The organism is Carnobacterium iners (assembly GCF_900177385.1).
Taxonomy (GTDB): domain Bacteria; phylum Bacillota; class Bacilli; order Lactobacillales; family Carnobacteriaceae; genus Carnobacterium_A; species Carnobacterium_A iners.
The window spans coordinates 890,808-914,185 of the sequence record NZ_FXBJ01000002.1 but is presented as its reverse complement, the minus strand read 5'-3'; the positions used below and the strand labels follow the sequence as shown (position 1 = coordinate 914,185).

Sequence of the window (23,378 nt, the reverse complement as noted above, 5' to 3'; positions counted from 1 at the left end):
CTTAACATTCCTCATTTCTCAGTATATTGTTTTTATAATAATAGTACCCACCAATAGTATTTGATTCTAAATCTTTTATAAATGTGATTTTTAGAGGGTGTTGAACTAGATTTTCAAAAAAAGCATGATACACTATCGAGTTTTTCTTCAAAACACTACCCGTTATTCCAATTGTTACTTCTTTATTAAATCCTAGCTTTGAGATTAATAATTTTGCTTGTTTAGCTAAAACGTAACCTGCTTCTTTCAGTATTTCGATAGAAACTTCATCACCTAAATTTGCACTTTCGGCAACAATCTTTGCTAACTCAGCAATTTCATCCTTTTCATGTGTATAGAAATAATGAACCACATCAAAAACAGTTTTAGCCTGCAAGGTATTTATTAGTTTTTTTGATAAATAACAGTAATTTTTGTTAGTATCTTCTTGTAACAGTAAATGATGAATCATCCTTTTCGCAATCCAATAACCTGAACCTTCATCACCTAAAATGTTGCCCCACCCACCTACTCGAGCAGTTTCTTCATGATACTTTCCAATAAAAATGGAGCCCGTACCTGAAATGACGAGGCATCCGTCTTTTTCTTTAACTAAGGCATAATAAGATAACCAAGCATCGTTTATAAAAACAATTAATGGCTGATAACGACTAAAATAGGTATCCAATTCTTTTTTAAAATTTCCACTATCTAAACCTGCTAAACCAATAACAACAGATTGACAGTTCCTTTCACCTAATCGATCAAATAGAATTGTTATCGCTTCTTCAATATTAGATAAACCTTTCTCCTTATCCATTAGTAGATTTCCAAAACCGGTCTGGCAGCGTGCTAGTTCTTTTCCTTTTAAGGTATAAGCAATAGCCTCTGTCTTTGTCCCTCCACTATCCATTCCAATCATATATTCCATCTTTTTAATCCTTTTTACTAGGGTATTGTTCACTTCTAACAATGCCTCTAAATTGATTTTTTTCTAATTTTAAACGGGTTGTTTCAAAGTACATGATTGTAAAAATAGCTGAAATTAAATAAAAAATATTTGTAAGAATTAGTGGAATGTTTTGAAACAAAAAATTAGGAATCAGAATAATGAAAAAAGCTCCAAAACCAAAATACCACCGATTAATATACATATTTTTTTTATGTAATCCGTGGACTAAAGATACACTAGCTAAAATTAACGCAACAAAGAAAACTATTAACACAACAATTCGTAACATTTCACTCTCAGTCCTTTCTTATTTTTAAATGGTAACAAGAAGAGAATATCATACCCTTCCCTTCTTGTACTTTATACATTTCAAATTTTATAGAATAGTATGTTCTTCACTTACTTGACCCAACTCTTCTTCACGTAATTTTTTATCGTAAACTTTAAAGAATGGATAGTAAATAGCACCGGCAATAGCAATATTAATTAGTACCAATACTGCTGCTTTCCAATCGTTACTGGCCGATAGAAAGGCACCTATTGGAGCTGGCAAAGTCCATGGAACATTACTAACAAAACCATTAATTATACCAAATTTAACGGCGAAATAACTAATCGTTGTTGTAACAACTGGTGCTAAAATGAAGGGAATTGCTAAAATTGGATTCATAACTAAAGGCACTCCAAATATTAATGGCTCATTAATATTAAAAAGTGAAGGGATAATTGAGAAACGGCCTACTTGTTTTAAGTAAACGGATTTTGCAAATAATAGTAAGATACATAGGGCTAGTGTCGAACCAGCGCCACCAATCCAAACTGTCCACTGGTAAAACTGTTCCGGTGCGATATAAGGTAATTGATTAGGAGCTGCTCCATCTGCTAATGCTTGACCATTCGCATCCAACATAACTAACCACATTGGGCGCGCAACTGAGCCGATTACGCTCATACCATGGACACCTGCTGCCCATAATAGAGTAATAAAGATAACCGGTACTAAAACACCGATTAAATTATTTCCTAATATATCATTAATCGGAGTAAAAATAGAAAGAATAAAATTATTTAAGTCAAAATCAAGTAATACGCGAATAATCCAAACAATCGTAATAACAAATGCTCCTGGGATCAGCGCTTCAAAACTTCTTGCAACTGAATCTGGTACTTGTTCTGGCATTTTTATCATTAGGTTTCTATTTTTGAAGAATCGTAATGATTCAACTGCAAAAATCATTGCTAAAATTGCTGAGAACATTCCAGCCCCACCAAGGTTTCCCATTGGTAAAACCCAACCAATACCTTGACCTTCTGGTAATAAAGCATCTACGTTTACAGGCACTGTCAACATCAAGAAAGTTGCTAGCGATAAAACACCACCAGTAATACCATCTAATTTATAAGATTTAGCTAAACTATATCCCATTCCGTAAGAAGCATAGATACTCATTAATCCCATAGTAATTCTGAAAGGAATAACAATATCCGCTGTATACGGTGCGATGGCTTCTGCCCATGATACAATTGGAGGATTAGCAATAATTAAAAAGAAACTTCCAACAAGAATTAATGATAGCGTAGAAATAACTCCGTCACGGATTGCTTTTAAATGTTTTTGTTCAGCTAGCCTAGCCATAGGAGGCATAAATTTTGTTTCAATCCAAACTAAAAATTTCGTCATTTTTCTTTCTCCTTTTTAAACTGTATTGTCATATCTAAAATGAATAATCTATTCTGTCTCTAGAAGAAGTATTTCTATATAAATAAAACGAAAATCAAATAGTTACTATTTAATGTATTTTTTTATTTGCAACAACGTTTTTGGTGCTCCTAATGGTGTGTATCCCATTGGTTCGACTTTATCAATTGGTACACCAGCCTCATTCGCATATCCTTCAAACGTAGCAAATTGATGCTTCACTTGAGGTGCAACTAAAAGTAAATCATACTCGCTAGTTTTTAGAATATCTTCAATCTCTCCTGATCCCACTGCAATCATTTCTAAATCAAAATTTTGCTTATCAGCCTCTTTTAAAATAGATTTTACGACTATTGCACTTGACATTCCACCTGAACAAACCATTACAACTTTCATTTTTATTTCCTCCTTTTATTAGTACTTGAAATTATATTTATAGAACCAACTAAAACATAAATAATCCTAAAAAGATATCTGTAATTTATTATAATTACTTAGCTAGTTTTTTTTACTTGCTTCAACTGCTTTCCTAACAAATCCAGCGTTCTCTGTTAATAGTTTTTGAGCTTTTTCTTTATTTATACCTGTCAATAATCGAACAATCGCTAACTTTGGCTGCTTGTTTGAATCATTAAAATAAAAACTAGCATCTTCATAAGTACAACCGGTTGCATCCATAATAATTCGCTTAGATCGCTCAACTAATTTTTCATTTGTTGGTTGAACATCAACCATTAAATTTTGATAAACTTTACCAAGACGAATCATTGCTGTTGTTGAAACCATATTTAATATAAATTTTTGAGCTGTTCCAGATTTTAACCTCGTTGAACCGGTTAAAATTTCTGGACCTACATCGACCTCAATTGGAAAATCTGCATATTGGCTAATAGCCGATGCTTTATTACACGATAAGGCACCTGTTGTAGCTCCTATCTTATTAGCATATTTCAATCCACCAATAACATAAGGCGTTCGACCACTAGCAGCAATACCCAGAATAAAATCATTTTTATTTAAACCACGTTCTCGTAAATCTGCTTCACATAATTCCAACGAATCTTCTGCACCTTCAACAGCTACAGTCATTGCTTTCATCCCTCCAGCAATAACTCCTTGTACCATCTCTGGTGACGTATTGAATGTTGGAATACATTCAGCAGCATCTAAAACACCTAGTCTCCCACTTGTTCCAGCTCCAATATAAAATAATCGTCCGCCTTTTTTTAGGGATGTAATGACAGCTTCAACCAATTTAGCAATATTCTCTATTTCTTCTTTAACTATTTTAGCTACCTTTTCATCTTCTTGGTTCATTTTTTTTATAATTTCTTCAACCGAAAACGTATCAAGCTCTGTAGTACTAGTGTTTCTTTTTTCGGTAGTTAAAGCTTCTAACATATTTTTATCCCCCCTTTTTTTGGAAGCACTTACAAAATTTATTATAGCCCTAATGAAATTTTATTTCAAGTTAAATATGAAATAAATGAAATATAAGTTCATTTAATCTATAATTCAATTTAAATTTCAATCAAATTAACCTCTTTATTTAACTTCAGATGGTCAGCGGATTAGATTACGCTTAATGAATTAGTTTAATTAAAACTTTGTAAGATTCCAATTAAGATACAAAAAAAAATCAGTGAATTATCCTCACTGATCTTTGATTTAACGATAGCTATTTTTTATATTTATACATTTCCTTTTCTTGGAATCAACACGAAATGGTTTTTATATAGTTGGAACACGCTTATTAATACCAATGCAACTAAACCCACAAGTGATACTGTTTGAAGAGTTGTAAAATCTCCGTTGAATCCCTCTGGAGAAGTCAAAAACTTGTGTATACCAAAATAAGCCCAGGCAATAGGTAGTGGAAATATGACATTTTGTATCTTTAGCATAACGATGAAAACCAACAATACAGCTACAATAAGTGTCCCAGATGCTAAAATTTCAAGTTCAATTCCAAAACCATCCCAATTCGCTTTTACAAGCGTAGCGGCTACATTAACAACCGAAGCGATAAACAACCAACCTGCATAAAGTCCAAAAGATAACGGTAAGAGAAAATGTCTCCCATCATTAATTTCGAGTAATTTTATACAGATTAAAGCTAATGTTACTGAAAATGCTAGGATGAAAACGGTTGACAAGACCAGTTGCAAATATGAAAAAGCAATAATCCAAGCGATATTTAATAGTGATGAAAAAACAAATACTAGTGAAATTTTATTTAGCGCCTTTTGATAATAAGAATCATCTTTTTTTACAATCATAGTAATAATAGAAATCCCTAGTAAAATATAGATGGCACTCCATATACTAAATGCGGACGGATCTGGTGTAATTAAAGTTTGGTACTTATCTGAAATTTCATTCTGTGATAAACCATTGATAAACCCAAAGGCTCCTAATGCATTAACTACTAACGTTACAATAAAAAATAAACCATTTATCCAAGCTTTTTTTGACATACTCATCGTACATCCTCCTTCTTATCATTTAATACAACCTCACTTCACCTCATCCAAAGTATAAAGATAAAGATAAAAAAGGTCTAATAGAACGATTATTTTCAAATTAAAGCAACGATGGATTTTCAGCTATCGTTCTTTTGCTTATAAAAAAATAATCTTATTGAGAATTTGATAGAACTATATAAAATAAATATAAACGCAAAAACTAACGCAAAATAACTCAAAGTCATCAAGAATGCACCAAAAGCTGTTTGCAAAATCGTATGAAAAAGAAAAGTTAGTGCCGCATATGTAATAGTTAGTATCCAAAAAGTTTTTTTGTTCATTCCAATCCTCCTAGCTTTTTTAGTAAATTAGTTTGAATACCTTACTCATATACTTGCTAAAGAATAAAGAGTTAGCGTATAAAAGAAAAGATAAAAATAAGATTACTTCTATTGTTACCTTTGATAAAAAAATAATAATAACGAAAGAGATTATTATATCTATTACACTACTCAAACTAGCTAAATAGTTGAATTTCTTCTGTTCTTCTTTAGATAAATCCTTGAGTTGGTATGAATCTATCGGTGCTACTGTAAAATAACTTACGAAATTAGAGGTATATTTACCCAACAAGATATTGATTATACCAATTGATTTTCCCAATATAATGATTGATAAAATAATAGTAGCTATATCATTTCTCATAAAAAATCTCCTTTCAAATATGCAATAAAATAGCTACTAAATTAAACCTTATTTCAAGATTAGCCTATACTAAAAAACTTTTCTACTTAATAGAAAGTCACTTTATTGATTTTTATTCTAGCCTTTTTTAAAGAATAAACGCGTTGCCGAAGAAATAAATAAGATAATACCCATACCATATTCCAATTTATAAGACTTTCCTTAAATAAAATGAAATACAGGCCATTCAAAAAAATAATGACTATACTACATAGAAAAATATAAAAATAAAGTAAATTATTTAATGTGTATTTTTTCCCAAATATTTTTATCATTTTAACACTCCTTTTTTCAAAAATCATTTTTTAACTTCTAGTCTGAATCATTTATCGATTTTTCAAAAACTACTCTACCTGTATTATAGCACTACTTTTCATTTTGTTTCCCTGTACCCTTTTGGCATAAAAAAAGACCCCAATCCTATTACGGTTGAAGTGACGAAACTAAACCATGGAAAGAGTTATCTCAATAACTACATTAACTACATTACACGGAAATTACTTGCTTTTCAATTCTAATCTTTCAATTTCAACTATTGATATTCTTTAATTTTAACTGTTGATAAAAATTTTCTAACTTATCCTGGATTAACCATTGGCTAAAGCGCTTATGTACAAAAATAGTTTTAAACAGTCACAATAAACATTAAATAGAACGTTTACATATCTATGTTTACGTTATACAATATTATTATTTACATTTAAAATAAATATCGAACTTTTGAATTCAAAGTATCAAGTTAGACCAATTTTATACTAGGAAATAACTATTTGATTAGTATTAGTACAAATCTGAAAAAGGTGTCATTGAAATAAAAATATCTGACTTTCACACACCTAGAATTGAGGAAAAGAACATGGAAAAACAGCAAAAAGGAATTAGTAAAATCGGTTTAATTGCTTTAGTTATCAGTTCGTCTATTGGTGGTGGCATATTTGGTATTACAAGTGATTTATCTCGTGCCTCAGCTCCTGGGCCAGCAATACTAGCCTGGATTATCGTCGGTATTGGAATACTAACACTCGTTTTATCATTGAATAATCTTGGAGCTAAGCGTGCTGATCTAGATAGTGGAATATTTGGTTATGCAGAAGCTACATTTGGGAAGTTAGGAGGATTTATTAGTGGCTGGGGATACTGGTTAGGTGCTTGGTTAGGAAATGTCGCTTTTGCTACAATCTTAATGATTGCACTTGGAAGCTTTTTCCCAATTTTTGAAGGAGGACAAAATATCCCTTCTATTATTATGGGGAGTATCGTTATCTGGACATTAACGCTCTTAGTAAGTAACGGGATGGAAAGTGCCAGTTTCATCAATATTGTTGTTACTATTTGTAAACTTGTTCCTCTGTTTTTATTCTTGATTATTACCGGCGTTTCATTTAAAGCTGGAATATTTACAGCAAACTTTTGGGGCAATATCTCTACTAATCTTTTACAGAACACTTCTAACACCGCCAATATTATGGAACAAATAAAAGGGTGTCTAATTGTTATGATGTGGGTATTCGTAGGCATAGAAGGTGCTAGTGTTCTAGCTAACCGTGCTGAAAAGCGTTCAGATGCTCAACAAGCAACTATTATAGGATTAGTTGGATTATTATTTATCTATATCTTCGCTTCATTACTGCCATATGGCGTTCTTTCTCAAAGTGAACTAGCTAATCTCTCTCAACCAGCTATGGCAAATGTCTTAAAGTCTATTGTAGGCAATTGGGGAGCCGCATTTATTAATATCGGACTAATTATTTCTATTCTCGGTAGTTGGCTTTCTTGGACGATGTTACCCGCAGAAACGGTTCTTTTAATGGCCCGTGACGGATTATTGCCAAAACACTGGGGAAACTTGAATGCTAAAAAAGCGCCCATTTATTCCTTAGTCCTTACAGCTGCCCTAGCAAATATTTTCTTGTTAACTCTTTTAGTGACAGATTATGCCTATCAACTTGCTTATTCTCTTGCTACTGCAGCTATTTTGATCTGCTATTTGCTTGTTGGGATTTATCAAATGAAATATTCGTATGAACAAAAAGATACGAAGCAATTCATTATTGGGTCTATTGCGACTATTTTCCAATTAGCCGCTATTATCTTAGCCGGTTTTTCTTATGTTTTAATGTGTAGTATTGCCTATATACCTGGTTTTTATTTTTACATGAAGGCGCGCAAAGAAAATGGACATACTATCAGTATAAAAGAAAAAATAACAATGAGCATTATCAGTTCAGTAGCTGTTTTAGCCATTGGATTGATTGCAACAGGTTCGATTCAAGTATAAAGGAGAGGATCAAATGGATATTGCACATTTTGGTGTCGAAGAATGGTTGAATAAATGGGAAAAGAAAGCAACTTACGATATCTCACAAAGCTCAATTGAAGCATTAACACTAGAAGAATTAATTGGATTAGACGGAACAACTGTTGCAGACTTTTTCGAAAACCTAAGCAAAGAATCGTTAGATTATGGCTGGATTGAAGGTTCGGATGAGTTCAAATCATTAGTCGCTTCACTTTACAAACATGTCGAACCCAATACTATTTTACAAACAAACGATGCAACAGGAGCAAACTTTTTAGTTCTATATGCATTGATTGAACCAGGAGATCATGTTGTTTCAATGCTCCCTACCTACCAGCCACTTTATGATATCCCTTTATCTTTGGGAGCGGCAGTAGACTTTGTTGAGTTAAAAGAAAAAGACCATTGGCAATTAGATTTAGATGCCTTACAGTCGAAATTAACGGCTAAAACAAAAATGATTTGCCTTAATAGTGCCAACAATCCTACTGGAACTCTTCTTGACATACCTACTTTAAAAGCCATTGTAGAAATGGCAAGAAAAGTAGACGCTTATATTCTTATAGATGAGGTCTACGCTCCTTTAACAGGAAAAGGGGAATTTATGTCCATTGTCGATTTATACGAAAAAGACATTGCGACTAACTCATTATCAAAAACTTATTCTCTTCCCGGTGTGAGAATCGGATGGACAGCATCCAGTAAAGAAATAGCAGATATTTTCAGAAAATACCGTGACTATACCATGATTTGTGGCGGCGTCCTTTCAGATGAATTAGCTGTTCATGCTTTAAAAAGTAAAGATAAAATTATAGAGCGAAATCGTAAAATCATTAAAGAAAACCTATTCATTTTAAATCAATGGGTTGAAAAAGAACCACTCGTAAGTTTAGTTCCTCCTAACTACGTATCGACAGCCTTTATTAAATTAGATATTTCTCAAGAAGATGAGGCATTCTGTATTGATTTATTAGAAGAAACTGGCGTACTACTTGTTCCCGGAACAGCTTTTGATTTTCCAAGATATGCTCGTTTAGGCTATTGTTGCAAGCAAGAAACCTTAACAAAAGCACTGGAATTGCTTTCGGGTTTTTTAAGAAAATTTGATAAGTAAATCGATAGGCTAAACTCTATCAATTATGATGATAATTAGTAAAAATATTCTTTGGTACCCTACTTATGGAGGGTACCATTTTTTTAGAAATAATTTTACTTTATGTGCTAGTAAAGCCATTTTAAATTTATGTTTTAAATTAAGTAAGAATTCGTATAGCTTTAAATCTAATTATCTATTCATACTAGCTCAAAATGTTATAATCTATCTTTCGACAGTTTAAACTAAATACAACCTGAATAATTCATACCTTTAATTTTTTGTTGTTTTTAATCAATTAACACACTTTTTTTAAATTTTTTTCAAATTAACGTTTAATAGTTTTACTTTTTGGTACTTAATTCATTTATTTATTGGTTTCTCATTAAGAAAGTACGAATTTTGGGCATAGTTGGTCCTTGGTTTTGATTGGTTTTTTTTAAAAAAATTAAGGAGTTTTTAAATGTAATGCCGAATCCTTTGGATTCGATTAAAGACGGCATAAAACTCCGCTTGATAAACATGCGAACTAGAAATTTTTAGATACATTTCTCTCGCAGTACTCACTAGTTTGCCAGCTACTTTGAATAAGCGAAGACGAATCGTATTAATTTGAAGTCCTTTATAATTTTTATCAAAACAAGTTGTACGCAAAAAATTGATTAGGTTGTATGCAAGGACACTTATCATCATACGTGCATGATTTTCAATAAATTTAGGGCTATCTGTCTTATCAAAATAGAAACCATTTTTTGCTTCTTTAATGTAGTTTTCCATAGCACCACGCTTTTTATACGTCTTAAAAACTTGTTTTGATGAAATATTTTCTGAAAAATTTGTGACAATAAACGTATGCTTGAAAAGTAATTCACCCATTTCTCGAATGGATTGAATGCATACTCTACGCGGTTTAGACCAAGACGCTGCTTGATAGGAAACGGAATAATAGTATTCTTCTTTTTCATTCCAAGGATAATTATCGTCGTAATACACAAACTCTTCTGCTAATCGGTATAAATTATTATTATGTTTTAGGCGAATGACAAAGTTTGACCCATATTCTTCGCATAACTCATAAATATCAGGTGTTGCAAATCCACTATCTCCACGCACTAAAATATCTGTCGTAGGGACTGCTTGATTATAATGATCTAATAACGGTTCAAGAAACTCTTTAACTCCTTTAGACGTGTATTGATTTCCTGAACGAAGTTTAGCTTTTAAAAAATCGCCCGTTAATCCATCGAATGCGACTAATGGATGATAACCGTTTGTTCGATAGTGGGCATTATAATCTGTTTGTTCCTGAATACCGAAGGTATCAGAGTGTGTAGAATCCAAATCAATAATCATATTCATATCATTGCGAACAAATCTCGCTTGGTCAATTAATGTTTGATTAAAGGTTTGTAAATCATTAATCGTTTGGTCTGTAATGCGATCAAGAAACCGAGAGATAGTCGGTTGAGAAGCCAAACACTCTTCTTGTGACAGAGTTTGTAATACTGGATCATACTGTAAGATAGTCGCAGACGAATCAGCTTTATAGCCAGCAATTAGTTGAAGAATTAGTTGTTTTAAAATTTTATGGTTAGTGTGTTTCCAATAACGACGATTTTCATTATATGAAGTGAGTTTTTTTGACAATTCTTCAAAATGAAAAGTATCCATTAATTCATCAACTAAAATTAATCCTGAATCACTCGATAAACGACCACCTGTATGAGAGACATATAAATGGTTATTGAATTTCATTGCTTTTTCTTGTAAAGTAATCATTGAGAGAACCCCTTTCTATTGGTTGGTTGTGATGATATAACCATAGCAGAAAGGGGTTCTTTTTTCATCACCTAATGGGTGATAAAGCAAATTAGTTTAAACGCTGTAAAATCAACATCGATTAGTATTTTTAGAAAAGCTATGAATTATTCAGGTACAAATAATATTTTAAAGGAAAAGATTACTATACAAAATTATTAGTCTTTTCAGCCTCAGCTGTTGTGATTGGATTAGTTGTTGGTGCTAGTACAGCGCTATTTGGACATGTTTTAAATGCTATTACTAATTATAGAGAAAATGCATACTTTTTACCTACTACCCTTTTTAGCTTTTATTGGGTTAATCATTGTTTATAGCTATTAAAAACATGGAAAAAATACAGCTAAAGTCACAGGGCTGGTCTTTTCAGTTGGAAATAACGAAGAAAAAGGTATGTCTAAACGCATGATTCCTTTAGTTATCTTCGGTACTTGGCTGACCCATTTATTTGGTGGAAGCGCTAGTCGTGAAGATGTTGCCGTTCAAATAGGAGCTGTAGTTGGGCATTCTGTCAGCCGAAAGTTACCTTATAAAGAAGCCGGTAAAATCCTTTTAGTTGCTAGTATGGCTGCTGGATTCGGTGGATTATTTCAAACTCCAATAGCTGGTATCTTTTTTGCCATGGAAGTATTAATGATTAGGGAAATTAAAAGCCGTGCAGTTATTCCTACTGCTATTGCTGCTTTTAGTGCTAGTACAACTTCTCATTTATTGGGGTTAGAAAAATTCACTGCTAAAATTGATAGTCCAGGAGCCTTTGTTTTCTCTTCTGCACGGAAAATCATTCCACTTGGCTTAGCTTTTGGAATTGTTGATGGTATTTTTGCTTTTGGTCTTAAAAAGGCAAAACAATTAGCTGCTTTTCGTTTTCCAGATCCTTATAAACGTATCTTTTTTATTAGAACTGCTACTAGTCTTTTATCATTGCTTTTACATACTGGGCGTTACTCAGGTTTAGGAACGAGTTTAATTGGTAAAAGCTTTGAAACAGGAACGATTTACAATTATGACTGGGTATTAAAATGTTGCTACATATACCTTTATGAGACCATTATTTATCGGAGCAGAAGTTTTTGGTTGCTAATACCTGGCGTTTTTCTTTATAGTCGTTATTATAGCCCATGTTTTTAATGGCAACCAGAATATCTATGGTGGACAAAAAGAAATTGATTGGATATAAAAAAAGTGACTTAATAACTAAATGATAAGCTAAGGCTAAGTAATTGAAGGAACTTTCATTTAGCTTACTAATAAACCATATCTATTTTTGAATAAAATAAAAAGACCTCATAGAGAAGTCTCTTTTTAGAGTTCGCTCTATAAGATCTAAATTAAGAATTTTTAACACTTACTGCTTCTTTAATTAATTTTTATTTTTTAGCAAGAGTTGTTGATGCAACTAATCCACTTGCAAGATTATCCATATCTGGTTTATCTGCTTTGAGAATCAATTTGTCATTAACAAAAGCCATTAGTCCGATATGACTCATCTCTCTACCATAACCTGAGCGTTTAACGCCACCAAATGGCAATTCAGGTAAAGAATAACGGAAATTATTAACAAAGACCATTCCTGTTTCTATTTTAGCAGCAATTTCTGTACCGTGGTCGCCATCACCAGCAAATACTATCCCACCTAAACCATAAGATGAATCATTCGCTAAATCAATGGCTTCTTCTTCTGTTGATACTTTGTAGACAACTGCAACTGGCCCGAACATTTCGGCTGTATGAGCTGGGTTATCTCGGTCTATATCCGTTAAAATAGTCGGCATAAAGAACTGTCCTGGTAAATTGATTGGTTTATTTCCATACACAACTTTAGCACCTGCGCTAATTGCATCATCGACTTGTTTTTGCAATTCTTCTTTCGCTTTCTTACTATTCATTGGAGCAATTGTTGTCTCAGAGTCTAATGGATCACCTGGTTTTACTTTACTAAAATTATCCTTCAACTTTTCTACAAACTCATCATAGACTTTCTCCATCACAATAAAGCGTTTAGATGAAGTACATTCTTGCCCCGCATTATAAAGACGTGAACGCCAAGCAATCTCTGTAACTTCGTCCATATTTGCATCCTCCATAACAATAAACGGATCCATTCCACCAAGTTCTAGTGTCGTTTTCTTTAAGTGCTCTCCTGCCATTTTCGCAACTGATGCGCCACCACGCTCAGAACCGGTTAATGCCACTCCTTGAACTCTAGGATCAGCGATAATTTCTGATACCTGATCGTAATTTAAGAATAAATTCGTTAAAGAACCTTTAGGGACACCTGCATCCTCTATGACATCTGCCATTAATTGGGCAGAAGAGGGTGTATTCGATGCGTGTTTTAAGATCATTGGATTGCCTACCATAAAGTTAGGTGCGAAAACCCGGATGATTTGATAGTAAGGGAAGTTCCAGGGTTCAACCATCATAATAACGCCTGTAGCTTGATGATGAATTTGCGCCTTACCGTTTGCCATTGTTTCAATTTCTTCCGGCTTGAGCATCTCTTCTGCATGATCTGCAAAATAGTCGACGATAATTGCACATAACTCAACCTCGCTTTTTGCTTCAGCTAGTAATTTCCCCATATCAATTGTACACGTACGTGCTAATTCATCTGATCGTTCACGTATTTTTGCAGCTACTTGATGCAATAACTTTGCTCGTTCTTTAATCGCTTGTGTTTTAAAAGTATGATACAACTCATGGCCTCTTTGTAATGCATCCTCTACCTGTTGGCCTGTTGCCCCTGGATATTCTTTTACCAGTTCATTTGTATATGGATTAATTGTTTTATATGCCATTCAAAAAACCTCCTCAAATTTTTAGCTTCCGATTATCTTCAGTTCAATAAAATGAATTGTCTCATTTCTGTTTAATAAAAAATCAAGCGTTAAAGAAAGCCCTTACAAAATAGTGTGCGACAGATAAACTCAAATCAATTTACCCTACTAATTTAGTCACTTTTATTTCGTCATTTATTCTCTCTCCTCCTAACTCAATCGCTTTATTAAGTAACAGGCCGTTACTCGTGACGCGCCACCTAACTATGGGATTGATAGTTGTTTCTGGCACAGTAAAACGTCTATGAATTACCACTATGCTGTCGTATAGTATCCGGTCATTTTTGATTAATAAAAAGATAGTCACTTTTACTGCGACTAAAAATCATCTCATTTCTTATCTTACCTAATCCCATCTTCCTAAATCATAACACTAACCGTCTATCCCATAAAATGATATGCTTGTCCAAATTATTATTGCATTAAATCGAATTTCATGAGTATTTAAATAAACCAATTATAAATACTCATTAATCCCTATCTTATTGCCCCTCGCTTGTTGTATAATTATATAAATATGTGTTTATCATAAGGGGGAATTCTGTCTAATGGACAGTGATAGTAATGTAATGACGATTGTGATTTTATTAGGATTAATTTTATTATCGGGGTATTTTTCTTCCTCGGAAACGGCTTTTACATCTATTAATCAAATCCGTTTGAGAAATAGTGCAAAAAAAGGAGATAAACGTGCAGAATGGACATTAAGACTAGCAGAAGATTACAATAATGTTCTTTCTACAATATTGGTAGGGAATAATATTGTTAATATTGCGTCTTCTTCCTTAGCCACCATCCTTTTTATTAAGCACTTTCCACAATACGGAGTAACGATTTCCACAATCGTCATGACGATACTTGTACTAATTTTTGGTGAAATCACTCCAAAAGCTATCGCAAAAGATCGACCAGAAAAAGTTGCCATGTTTGCTACACCATTTTTAAGCATATTAATGAAATTTTTAATGCCTATTAATTGGATGTTTGCAAAGTGGAACAATTCGTTAGCTAAACGTCTACGCTCTGAAGAAACTAGCATCAGTGAAGAGGAACTCTTATCCATTATTGATGAAGCAGAAATCGGAGGCTCATTGGAAGTTGATGAACATCAGTTGATTCGATCAGCTATCAAGTTTCATGATTTAGAAGTAGATACTATTCTTACACCACGTGTTGATGTGGTCGCAGCAGATTTACAAGATAGCGATGAGGAAATACAAAAAATATTTGACGAACATGTCTACTCACGTATTTTATTATATGACGATTCCATTGATGAAGTCCGGGGTGTTTTACATGAGAGAGACTTTAACTACTACATACGTAGAAAAGCAAAAGGCGAAGAAACCTTATCACTCACTGAAATGATGAAAGAAGTCCTTCATATTCCAGCTATGATGAAATTATCTAGATTGCTGAAGATCATGCAACAAAGTAAAGTGCACATGGCTGTGGTTGTTGATGAATACGGTGGAACGATAGGGATTGTGACAATGGAAGATGCCTTAGAAGAACTCGTTGGAGAAATATGGGATGAAACTGATTATATCGAAGAAGAAATTACATTCATTTCCGAAGATAAATATTTAGTCCGTGGTGAGGCTAGCCTTGAAAAAGTTTTTGCCTTATTCCAACTTCAAAATAGTGAAAAGTTTTTTTCAAGTACAATCAGTGGATTTGTTTCAGAAATTTTAGGTCATTTTCCTAAAGAAGGCGATAAAGTAATTTATAAAAATATGTTACTTAAAGTAGTTAAAATAAAAAATATCAGAGTACTAGAAATAATAGTAGAAAAAATAAATTAATTTAACCAAAATAATTTAAGAGAGGTTAGAGCACTTTTTGGAGGCTGCTGAAAAAGTAGACATGTTACCGTTATTCGGTATTATGTCTGCTTTTTTTGGTATAACAAATAAAATAAAGCCATGGAGGAATGGGTATGCTTAACTTTCAGGAATCACTTACTGTCAGTCCATATTTGAGTTTATATGATCAGTTGATCCCTAAGGATCATTTTTTACGAGAAATGAATGAATTAGTTGATTTCAGTTTTGTTCATGAAGAATTAGCATCAAAATATTGCTTAGATAATGGTCGCATGGCAATAGACCCTATCCAACTACTCAAGTATCTCTTATTGAAGTCTATCTATAATCTTTCAGATCGTGACTTGGTTGAGCGTGCAAAATTTGATTTATCATTTAAGTACTTTCTAGGGATAGCTCCAGAATCTAAAGTTATTAACCCAAACACACTTACAAAATTTAGAACATTACGCCTTAGGGATGGCCAATTACTAGATTTACTTATTTCTAAAACAGTTGAAATTGCGCTGAAAAATAACGTTATTAAGACTCATGACTTAATTGTAGATGCTACTCATACCCGTTCAAAATTTAGTGCTCGTAAACCCCAAGAGGTCTTACATGCTCGTGTTAAACAGCTACGAAAAACTATTTATCAAATTGATGAAACAATAAAAGAAACCTTTCCCGAAAGAAATGATGAAGATGATCTCAATAAAGAACTTTCTTATTGCGAATCATTGATTAATTGTGTGGAGTCAGCAAATAAAGTTATGCTCTATCCAAAGGTAAAAGAAAAAGTGAATTTACTAAAAGAAACAATTGAAGACGATTTGAACCAGTTGCATTCCTTTGGGAATGACGAGGCAACTATTGGGCATAAATCTTCAGACAGTGCCTTTTTAGGATACAAAACACATATCGCTATGAGTGACGAACGCATTATTACAGCAGCACTTATTACAACTGGAGAGAAATCTAATGGTGTATACTTTAAAAAATTGTATGAACAATCAGTTGCAAATGGAATGAAAGTTGAAGCTATCATCGGTGATATTGCATACTCGGGAAAAGAAAACATTAACTATTCAAGATTGAATCGAGTAGGAGGAGCCTCACGGCTCCGACCTCTCACACCACCGTACGTACCGTTCGGTATACGGCGGTTCCATTTTATACTAAACATGTATTTTATTGTAATGCTCTACACAAGAGACTAAGCCAAATTGGGCAAGTCTCTTGTTTGTGATAGTCGTTGTTAAAATCCAAGAATAGGCAATACGTACGACACCCTTACTAGTGTGACTATTTTTATAGGCACTGTATTTGTCCATCCCTAATTTTATTAAGTTCTTTCGCCGATTCTTAGCTGTTTTCCATTTATGCCAAATACACATTCTAAGACGGACTCTCAAATGAGAGTCAATTTTCTTTAAAATGCTTTTCATTGAACCTATTTTATAGTAGTTTATCCACCCTCGAATCACTTGATTCAGTCGTTCCACTTGATATTTCGCATCAATACTCCAATTCTTACGTGTAAGTACTTTAAGTTTATATCGAAAGTTTTCTACTGAGATTTTATGTGGTTTCGCTTGATAGGTTTTCTTATTAAAATCTCGGTAAAAACCGAATCCTAAAAATTTCATTTCTGGATTATTTGGCTTCGTAATCTTAGATTTTGTACTATTGACAATCAATCCTAACTTTTCTTCGATAAATTTTGTAACGGAACGCATCACTCTTCTCGCTGACATTTCACTCTTAACCATTTGTTTTGAAATAATTTTAGAATACTGCTCTATTAATCTTATATTTTTGATAGTAAGCAAAAAACAACAGTTCTAGTTTTCATACTAAATCTGTTGCTCTTTACTTTTTATTTCTTTAACGTGAGTTTTAATAGAACTATTTTTATCTATTTCTTGTACGTTGGTAGCTAAATGATTAATAAAGTTAGTACTACTTTTCAGATAAAATTCTTGTGTTCCTACTCCATCACAAATCTTATTTAAAATACTTTTCTCGTTTTGCAGTCCTATCCAAATTTATTATTTCATTATTTTTGATAATTTCGTAAAGTGTTCTTACTTTTTAAGTGTCTCCAACAATTAGTCCGCACTAGCAACTAGATTTACTACTTCTAAATTCTCATCAAACTATAGATACTCATGACACTTCGGATTTCTAGGTGTACATATTTCTTTTCCAAATGAGAACATAGATTGATGTACTCTTCCCCAATATTTTGCTGGAATAATTTCTGTTATACGTTCTTCGATTTGTTTAGGGGTAGCATTTTCTTCTACTATTTTGTGGTGTTTACAGACTCGTGTAACATGCGTGTCTACTGCAAAGGCGTCTTGATTAAAGGCAACACTCAATAAAATATTAGCTGATTTAGGTCCAATTCCGGTTAATGATTGTAGTTCTTTACGTGTGCTGGGAACTTGCCCTTCAAATTCTTCAAGTAATTGATAGCTACTTTTATAAATATACTTCGCCTTATTCCGGAAGAGTCCAACTGTTCTTATGTACGATTCGATTTCTTCGGGTGAAGACTCAATGACAGCTTGAGGATTTGGATAGCGTTCGAATAACTGGCGGCTTACCTTAGCGACTGATTCATCTGTTGCCTGTGCACTTAATATAACAGCCAACATCAATTGGAAGGGATTTTGATAACGCATTGTCAGAACGGAATTAGGATAAAGTTTCATGATTTCATAGATAACGTGTTGAGCGGCCTCTTTTGTTAACATAGATATTCCTTTCTTTTATCTAATTTTTAAAGTCTATCTTATTTTATTAACTTAAATAATTCATAGATTTTTTCAAAAGCTACTTCATATGTGTCGCAACATTACTTTTCATTTGATCCTTGTATCCTTTGGGTGTGAAAAAAGAACCCTAATCTGTTATGGTTAAAGCGACGAAACTAAACCATGAAAGGGGTTCTCTCAATAGGAACATTACACGAAAATCGCTTGCTTTTCAATTCTAACGTATCCATTTCAACTGATTCTGGATTAATATTGACTAAAGAGTTTATGCACAAAATGACTGTTACGAAAGTATGGGAAGAAAAACTCACTATCAAAGATAGTCGCCTGTATTATAAGCATAACAATTAGTCAATTATCGAATAATGACTATTCCATTTGTTTGCAGGGCATAAGACAGATTCTCCAGCTGATATCTTATCAAAAAATCCAATCCCAAAAGTATTTTAGGGAAAGAAAGACTAGCTCCTCAACCTTCACTATCTCGTTTATGGGACCGACTAAGCCAAGAAAACGCAAATTATACTGCGCACTATCAAACGAATGGTTATCATCCATTGGTTGCTTTTGACAGCTTAGCAAGAGATTTTTTAAAAGCAGAACTGCGTTATGGTAATGTTTATACCTCTAATGGTGTGGGAGATTTTGTTCGTCCACTTTTCGAACATTATCAAGAAACAATACCTGTAAATGCCATTCTGGTCCGAGCAGACAGTGGTTTTACAACTCATAAGCTTTATAGCGTATGTGAAGATTTTCAAAGCCTTTATGTTAATCCTTTAAAATCAAATCGTAACTTAGGGAAAATTACTAAGCGATTTATATTCGTAGATGATAACGTCTTTTTTTAAGTATTATTGATTAGTAACATAATGCCTAATAAAATAACAAGAACGAAAACATAACGTTCAAAATTATAAGTTGGAATTCGTCCATAGATAAGCTTACCCAGTAAATTCGCTATTCCGATTGCTGGTAGTGAAAAGCCATATAAAATAAACAATTCTTTAGACCAAAAGCCACCCATAAATTGACCGATAATAATTAAAGAACTAGAAATCATAAAATGTGCTTGTAGTGTCTCTCTAAAAACCTTTGGTCTCCATTCGCGCATTGTGCCATAAATTACAATAGGAACTCCATTCATGTTATACGCACTACCGAACATTCCAGCTGCAAAACCAAAAGGTAATGACCAACTAGGCTTATTTAGCCATAATAGTGATTTAGATTTCCCTTTTTTAGGTTTTACTAAAGAATAAATACCGTAAATAATGAGAAAAACTCCTAAAATAAAGGTAATTAACGTATTAGATGCAAATTTAACCAATAGCAGACCGGCCGGAATTCCAATAAATGTTCCAATAGAAAGATACTTCAAAACTGGACGGTTAACCTCTCGCCATCCAGAAAGAATTGTTAACAGAGCAACTGTGAAGCCACCTAAGCCAATTAAGGCAATCGAAGTCGATAAATCTATTGGCAATAAAGCTAATAAAGGCATACTGACAATGGAATCCCCAAAACCAAAAACTGTTCGCATCAGCGAGCCTATAAATACAATAGCTACTACTAATAAAATAAGTTCTTTCTCCATAAAATCCTTCTTTCTTAGAGTGAAATTAAATAGGTTAATTTCCTAATTATCTCTTCTAGCTTATCATATTTCATCTGATCTAGTTTTATGATGATAGAATTTTTATACCTATCTCTGATTAAGACGAAACGACTGAATACGCGCAGAAGAAAATAGAGATATATAAAATGACATAAAAGTATGTATCGAGAGTACTATCAAAATAGGGTTCTTTTTTAGTCTTTTGTACTCACACACTTATGCATAAAGAACTAAAATCAAATTATAATTTGTAAAATATGTGTACTTCTTGGAAGTCCAAAAAAAACAGAATATGCTACCCTTCTGTTTCAACCAATTTTATTTCTTAGTAAGATTAGAATTTGAATAATCTTCGTCTACTAAAGGCTTTCCTTATTGATCAATTAGAGCTGCTAAGCCTGTACCAGCACCTAGAGTATGGGCCATATACAAAACACCCGTTTGATTATCGCGAATCACTTTAAAAGTCTCTATCTTCCCTTACTTTTTCAATAACTGTAAAACGTTCGTTACTCATCATTTCACTCTCCCTAAATTTTAATAATCTAGTTTCAAACATGTACTTATTTTATAAAATATTCAAACAGGTCCTTTTAACTATAAGGGTAATTAGGTTACCCATCAAAACAACAGAAACAACAAAAGGATATTTCTATTGTTAACTATTTAATATCACTAACGTTACATAAATATAGTTGGCTAGTCTAATTTTTTATTTTTCTGGAAAAAACTTTAAAAAAGTAGTGCTCATGCAAAAGGTTACTATTTTAGACTAATTTCAGCATTATCACCACCTTAATAATGACTATTCTGTAGAATTTTATAAAAGAGTTCTTAGTTAATAGGATAAGAACAAGTTTAATTAACATTTCAATAAATAGTTGGACGAATTCATTGAAGATACAAGATAAAAAAATCTATGATCTATGAAATGACAATGGATATCTATTCAACTATTGAAGATAACAGCTAGTTATTAGCATACAACTACAATATCTTGTATGGTTCTTGGTTTAGATCCTCCTAGTTAGAAATATCTTTCATCTCACATTAAGCATAATGTTTGATGTAAGTTTTTTAAAATCCCCTTATAAAAATAGGGCTATAAATTAAATTAAACTCGTTTGAACATATGTTCGTCAAGTGTTACAATCATTACGAAACATAATAATTTAATGTAGGAGGGTAAATATGTTAAGTAAAAAATTTTTTGAAGTTATCAAACACGAAGGTGTCGTTTCTATTACGTCCTGGGGAAGTGGTGAGTCTCCAAATGTTCGTTGTACATGGAACTCATTTTTACGTATAACTGAAGATGAACGTATCTTAGTGCCAATAGCTGGATTCACAAGCGTTCAAAAAGATGTGATAAAGAATGATAAAGTTATCTTAACTCTAGGTAGTCGAGAAATTGAAGGTTTCAACGGCTATCAAGGAACAGGATTCTTAATTGAAGGACAGGCACGTTTCCTTGATGCCGGCGAAGAGTTTGGACAAATGAAAGAGCGTTATTCCTTTATGAATAAACTACTTGAAGTTACCGTGGAATCTCAAAGACAATTGCTTTAATTTCTTATTGCTAGTTTGATTATTATGGATTACTGTATCGTAACTGATATAACGTCTTATCATAATTAATTACTTACTTATAGAAAAAATGTGACGGATAACTTTTAGTAACATCACTTTTCATACTATTTAGTAGCTTTTTTCTTATCAGCGCAAAAAGCAAAAAAAGCCAAGGTCGGGTACCACCCCTTGGCTTTTTTTTAATTACTTAATGAAAAAATATCTCTCTTACTTACTAACTCCACTGAACAGCAGCTTTTGGACGTACGCGTAAGGCATCAGAGTTTCCACCTGCTTTTTCAACTGCATCTGCCACGCCATCAATAAGGCTTCTTGAGGTCACCGTTGCACCTGAGATGATATCCACTTGCAATGTCTGCCCATCAATAATTTCCTCTGGTAACCGCTTGAAAACTGAAGTCGCAACAGCATCTGTTTGCTCTTGCTTGTCCAATTCTATTGCTACAATTTTAGTATCCGAGAAAGTCACTTTTATTGGGATATCGCTTCCGTCATGACCTTCAGCAGAAGCTTCATAGGTTCCAGGATTGAAAGTGATTTTTACGTTTTGCAATGCTTTCAAATATTCGTATTTTTCTTCGTCTGCTTGTACATCTCTAATCATAAAATCCATCACATCCCATAATGGTTCAGGAACATGTAGCAGGTCTTGCTCGTTGATATCTGCAAAATTTTTAATTTCTTTGCCCGCCGCTGCTTTTCCAACCCAATTCGGTTCGACCAAAAATGCTTTCCCGACAGCGACTAAATCATACCCTGCTTCAAGCGCAGCTTCTGCATCGCTACGCTGACCAATTCCCCCTACACCGATAAGAGCAATCTGAGCTAACTCTTCCGATTGCTGTTCGGTGTACTTCTTGAGCAAAGTCTGACTATCTTCTTTATCTCTGATCGATGTTCGATTCCAGTTACCCATTGAAATATGGAAGTAATCCGGCTTTAATTTAGCTAAGCGGTTCAATAAGTACATCGTATCTTCAAAGGTGATACCCGGTTCTTCAATTTCTTCTGGAGAGAATCGGTAACCCACAATAAATTGCTCTGCTTGCTGTTTCTTTGCTTCCTCCTGTACAGCTCTCATAACTGCTTCCGGAAATTTAGCGCGTGCTTCGAGGTTGCCGCCCCATTTATCTTCGCGACGGTTCGAATGAGGAGAGAAAAACTGCTGAATCAAGTACGTATTAGCTCCATGGATTTCAACTCCGTCAAATCCAGCTTCAATCGCACGACGAGTAGCATCTGTAAAACATTGAATCATATTATCAATGTCCACTGGCATCATTTGACGCGGTGTAACAGCATCTGGTCGCAACGCTGCCACAGGACTAGCCGAGATTGGCGCAGCTCCGCCATTGAACTCTGGAGCCGCCATTCTCCCAGCGTGATAAATTTGTAAGATTGCTTTGGAGCCTTTTTCTTTAATTGCACTAGCCAATTTTCGTAATTCTTTCACTTGAGAGTCTTTCGTATTACCTAAAGCCCCAGCAAATCCTCGGCCTTTATCTTCCACAAATGAACTCTCCACAATGATTGCACCCGCTTCTCCAGAACGATGGGCATAATAATCGATCATCTTTTGTGTAACAGTACCATCAAAATATGCTGCTTGAATAGTCATTGGAGCCATCATAATGCGGTTTTTAAGTATTGATCCTGATTCTAGTTTTATTTCTTCGAATAGTTTATTTGACAT

The 23,378-nt window shown here is 33.5% G+C and carries 21 protein-coding genes; 7 read left to right on the top strand and 14 right to left on the bottom strand.

Annotated elements, in window-relative coordinates:
- Position 1: 1 nt before the first annotated feature.
- From B9Y54_RS04570 to B9Y54_RS04535, 7 genes are all read right to left on the bottom strand, one after another.
- Positions 2 to 910: a BadF/BadG/BcrA/BcrD ATPase family protein gene (locus B9Y54_RS04570; protein ID WP_085559161.1), complete on the bottom strand. Its 909-nt coding sequence runs from the start codon at positions 908 to 910 to the stop codon at positions 2 to 4.
- Positions 911 to 914: 4 nt separating this feature from the next.
- Positions 915 to 1,220, bottom strand: a complete 306-nt coding sequence (locus B9Y54_RS04565; RefSeq protein WP_085559160.1) for a hypothetical protein — start codon at positions 1,218 to 1,220, stop codon at positions 915 to 917.
- 87 nt (positions 1,221 to 1,307) lie between these two features.
- Positions 1,308 to 2,612 carry a PTS sugar transporter subunit IIC gene (locus B9Y54_RS04560; protein ID WP_085559159.1) on the bottom strand — a complete coding sequence of 435 codons (1,305 nt, stop codon included), beginning with the start codon at positions 2,610 to 2,612 and terminating at the stop codon, positions 1,308 to 1,310.
- A gap of 105 nt (positions 2,613 to 2,717) precedes the next feature.
- On the bottom strand, positions 2,718 to 3,026 hold the full coding sequence (locus tag B9Y54_RS04555) for a PTS sugar transporter subunit IIB (RefSeq protein ID WP_085559158.1): 309 nt from the start codon (positions 3,024 to 3,026) through the stop codon (positions 2,718 to 2,720).
- 102 nt (positions 3,027 to 3,128) lie between these two features.
- The gene (murQ, locus tag B9Y54_RS04550; protein WP_085559157.1) at positions 3,129 to 4,031 is read right to left on the bottom strand and encodes an N-acetylmuramic acid 6-phosphate etherase; all 903 of its coding nucleotides are present in this window, start codon (positions 4,029 to 4,031) and stop codon (positions 3,129 to 3,131) included.
- 290 nt (positions 4,032 to 4,321) lie between these two features.
- Positions 4,322 to 5,113, bottom strand: a complete 792-nt coding sequence (locus B9Y54_RS04545) for a TspO/MBR family protein (protein WP_085559156.1) — start codon at positions 5,111 to 5,113, stop codon at positions 4,322 to 4,324.
- Positions 5,114 to 5,455: 342 nt separating this feature from the next.
- Entirely contained in the window at positions 5,456 to 5,800 is a 345-nt protein-coding gene (locus B9Y54_RS04535; RefSeq protein WP_085559154.1) for a hypothetical protein, read from the bottom strand.
- Between the two features lie 895 nt (positions 5,801 to 6,695).
- Here B9Y54_RS04535 and arcD point away from each other — a divergent pair.
- Both arcD and B9Y54_RS04520 read left to right on the top strand, forming a co-directional pair.
- On the top strand, positions 6,696 to 8,117 hold the full coding sequence (gene arcD, locus B9Y54_RS04525) for an arginine-ornithine antiporter (protein ID WP_085559153.1): 1,422 nt from the start codon (positions 6,696 to 6,698) through the stop codon (positions 8,115 to 8,117).
- 13 nt (positions 8,118 to 8,130) lie between these two features.
- Positions 8,131 to 9,252, top strand: a complete 1,122-nt coding sequence (locus B9Y54_RS04520; RefSeq protein WP_085559152.1) for an aminotransferase — start codon at positions 8,131 to 8,133, stop codon at positions 9,250 to 9,252.
- A 438-nt stretch (positions 9,253 to 9,690) separates the two neighbouring features.
- Here the strand turns inward: B9Y54_RS04520 and B9Y54_RS04515 are convergent, their stop codons facing one another.
- Positions 9,691 to 11,010, bottom strand: coding sequence for an IS1380 family transposase (locus tag B9Y54_RS04515; protein ID WP_085558730.1), 1,320 nt, complete (start codon positions 11,008 to 11,010; stop codon positions 9,691 to 9,693).
- A gap of 432 nt (positions 11,011 to 11,442) precedes the next feature.
- Between B9Y54_RS04515 and B9Y54_RS04510 the strand changes: the two genes are divergently transcribed.
- Entirely contained in the window at positions 11,443 to 12,180 is a 738-nt protein-coding gene (locus B9Y54_RS04510; protein WP_234987813.1) for a chloride channel protein, read from the top strand.
- A 239-nt stretch (positions 12,181 to 12,419) separates the two neighbouring features.
- On the opposite strand, the gene B9Y54_RS04505 is transcribed toward B9Y54_RS04510, so the two are convergent.
- Positions 12,420 to 13,850, bottom strand: a complete 1,431-nt coding sequence (locus B9Y54_RS04505; RefSeq protein WP_085559151.1) for an NAD-dependent succinate-semialdehyde dehydrogenase — start codon at positions 13,848 to 13,850, stop codon at positions 12,420 to 12,422.
- A 587-nt stretch (positions 13,851 to 14,437) separates the two neighbouring features.
- Here B9Y54_RS04505 and B9Y54_RS04500 point away from each other — a divergent pair.
- Both B9Y54_RS04500 and B9Y54_RS04495 read left to right on the top strand, forming a co-directional pair.
- Complete coding sequence (locus B9Y54_RS04500; protein ID WP_085559150.1) at positions 14,438 to 15,694, top strand: HlyC/CorC family transporter; 1,257 nt, start codon at positions 14,438 to 14,440, stop codon at positions 15,692 to 15,694.
- A gap of 134 nt (positions 15,695 to 15,828) precedes the next feature.
- Positions 15,829 to 16,914: a transposase gene (locus B9Y54_RS04495; protein WP_159446055.1), complete on the top strand. Its 1,086-nt coding sequence runs from the start codon at positions 15,829 to 15,831 to the stop codon at positions 16,912 to 16,914.
- Here the strand turns inward: B9Y54_RS04495 and B9Y54_RS04490 are convergent.
- Together B9Y54_RS04490 and nth are read right to left on the bottom strand one after the other, a co-directional pair.
- The gene (locus B9Y54_RS04490; RefSeq protein WP_200805358.1) at positions 16,873 to 17,526 is read right to left on the bottom strand and encodes a group II intron maturase-specific domain-containing protein; all 654 of its coding nucleotides are present in this window, start codon (positions 17,524 to 17,526) and stop codon (positions 16,873 to 16,875) included. The genes B9Y54_RS04495 and B9Y54_RS04490 overlap by 42 nt on opposite strands.
- Positions 17,527 to 17,853: 327 nt before the next feature.
- Positions 17,854 to 18,456, bottom strand: a complete 603-nt coding sequence (gene nth, locus B9Y54_RS04485; protein ID WP_085559148.1) for an endonuclease III — start codon at positions 18,454 to 18,456, stop codon at positions 17,854 to 17,856.
- 440 nt (positions 18,457 to 18,896) lie between these two features.
- Here nth and B9Y54_RS04480 point away from each other — a divergent pair, with 440 nt between their 5' ends.
- The gene (locus tag B9Y54_RS04480) at positions 18,897 to 19,328 is read left to right on the top strand and encodes a transposase (RefSeq protein ID WP_085559147.1); all 432 of its coding nucleotides are present in this window, start codon (positions 18,897 to 18,899) and stop codon (positions 19,326 to 19,328) included.
- Here the strand turns inward: B9Y54_RS04480 and B9Y54_RS04475 are convergent.
- Both B9Y54_RS04475 and B9Y54_RS13160 read right to left on the bottom strand, forming a co-directional pair.
- The gene (locus B9Y54_RS04475; protein WP_085559146.1) at positions 19,325 to 20,074 is read right to left on the bottom strand and encodes a sulfite exporter TauE/SafE family protein; all 750 of its coding nucleotides are present in this window, start codon (positions 20,072 to 20,074) and stop codon (positions 19,325 to 19,327) included. The two genes, B9Y54_RS04480 and B9Y54_RS04475, sit on opposite strands and share 4 nt — an antisense overlap.
- A 393-nt stretch (positions 20,075 to 20,467) precedes the next feature.
- Positions 20,468 to 20,569, bottom strand: coding sequence for a DUF6440 family protein (locus B9Y54_RS13160; protein ID WP_420836104.1), 102 nt, complete (start codon positions 20,567 to 20,569; stop codon positions 20,468 to 20,470).
- Positions 20,570 to 21,286: 717 nt separating this feature from the next.
- Between B9Y54_RS13160 and B9Y54_RS04470 the strand changes: the two genes are divergently transcribed.
- The gene (locus tag B9Y54_RS04470; protein ID WP_085559145.1) at positions 21,287 to 21,664 is read left to right on the top strand and encodes a pyridoxamine 5'-phosphate oxidase family protein; all 378 of its coding nucleotides are present in this window, start codon (positions 21,287 to 21,289) and stop codon (positions 21,662 to 21,664) included.
- A 235-nt stretch (positions 21,665 to 21,899) separates the two neighbouring features.
- On the opposite strand, the gene B9Y54_RS04465 is transcribed toward B9Y54_RS04470, so the two are convergent.
- A complete protein-coding gene (locus tag B9Y54_RS04465; protein WP_085559144.1) occupies positions 21,900 to 23,378 on the bottom strand; it encodes an oxidoreductase in 1,479 nt (492 codons plus the stop codon).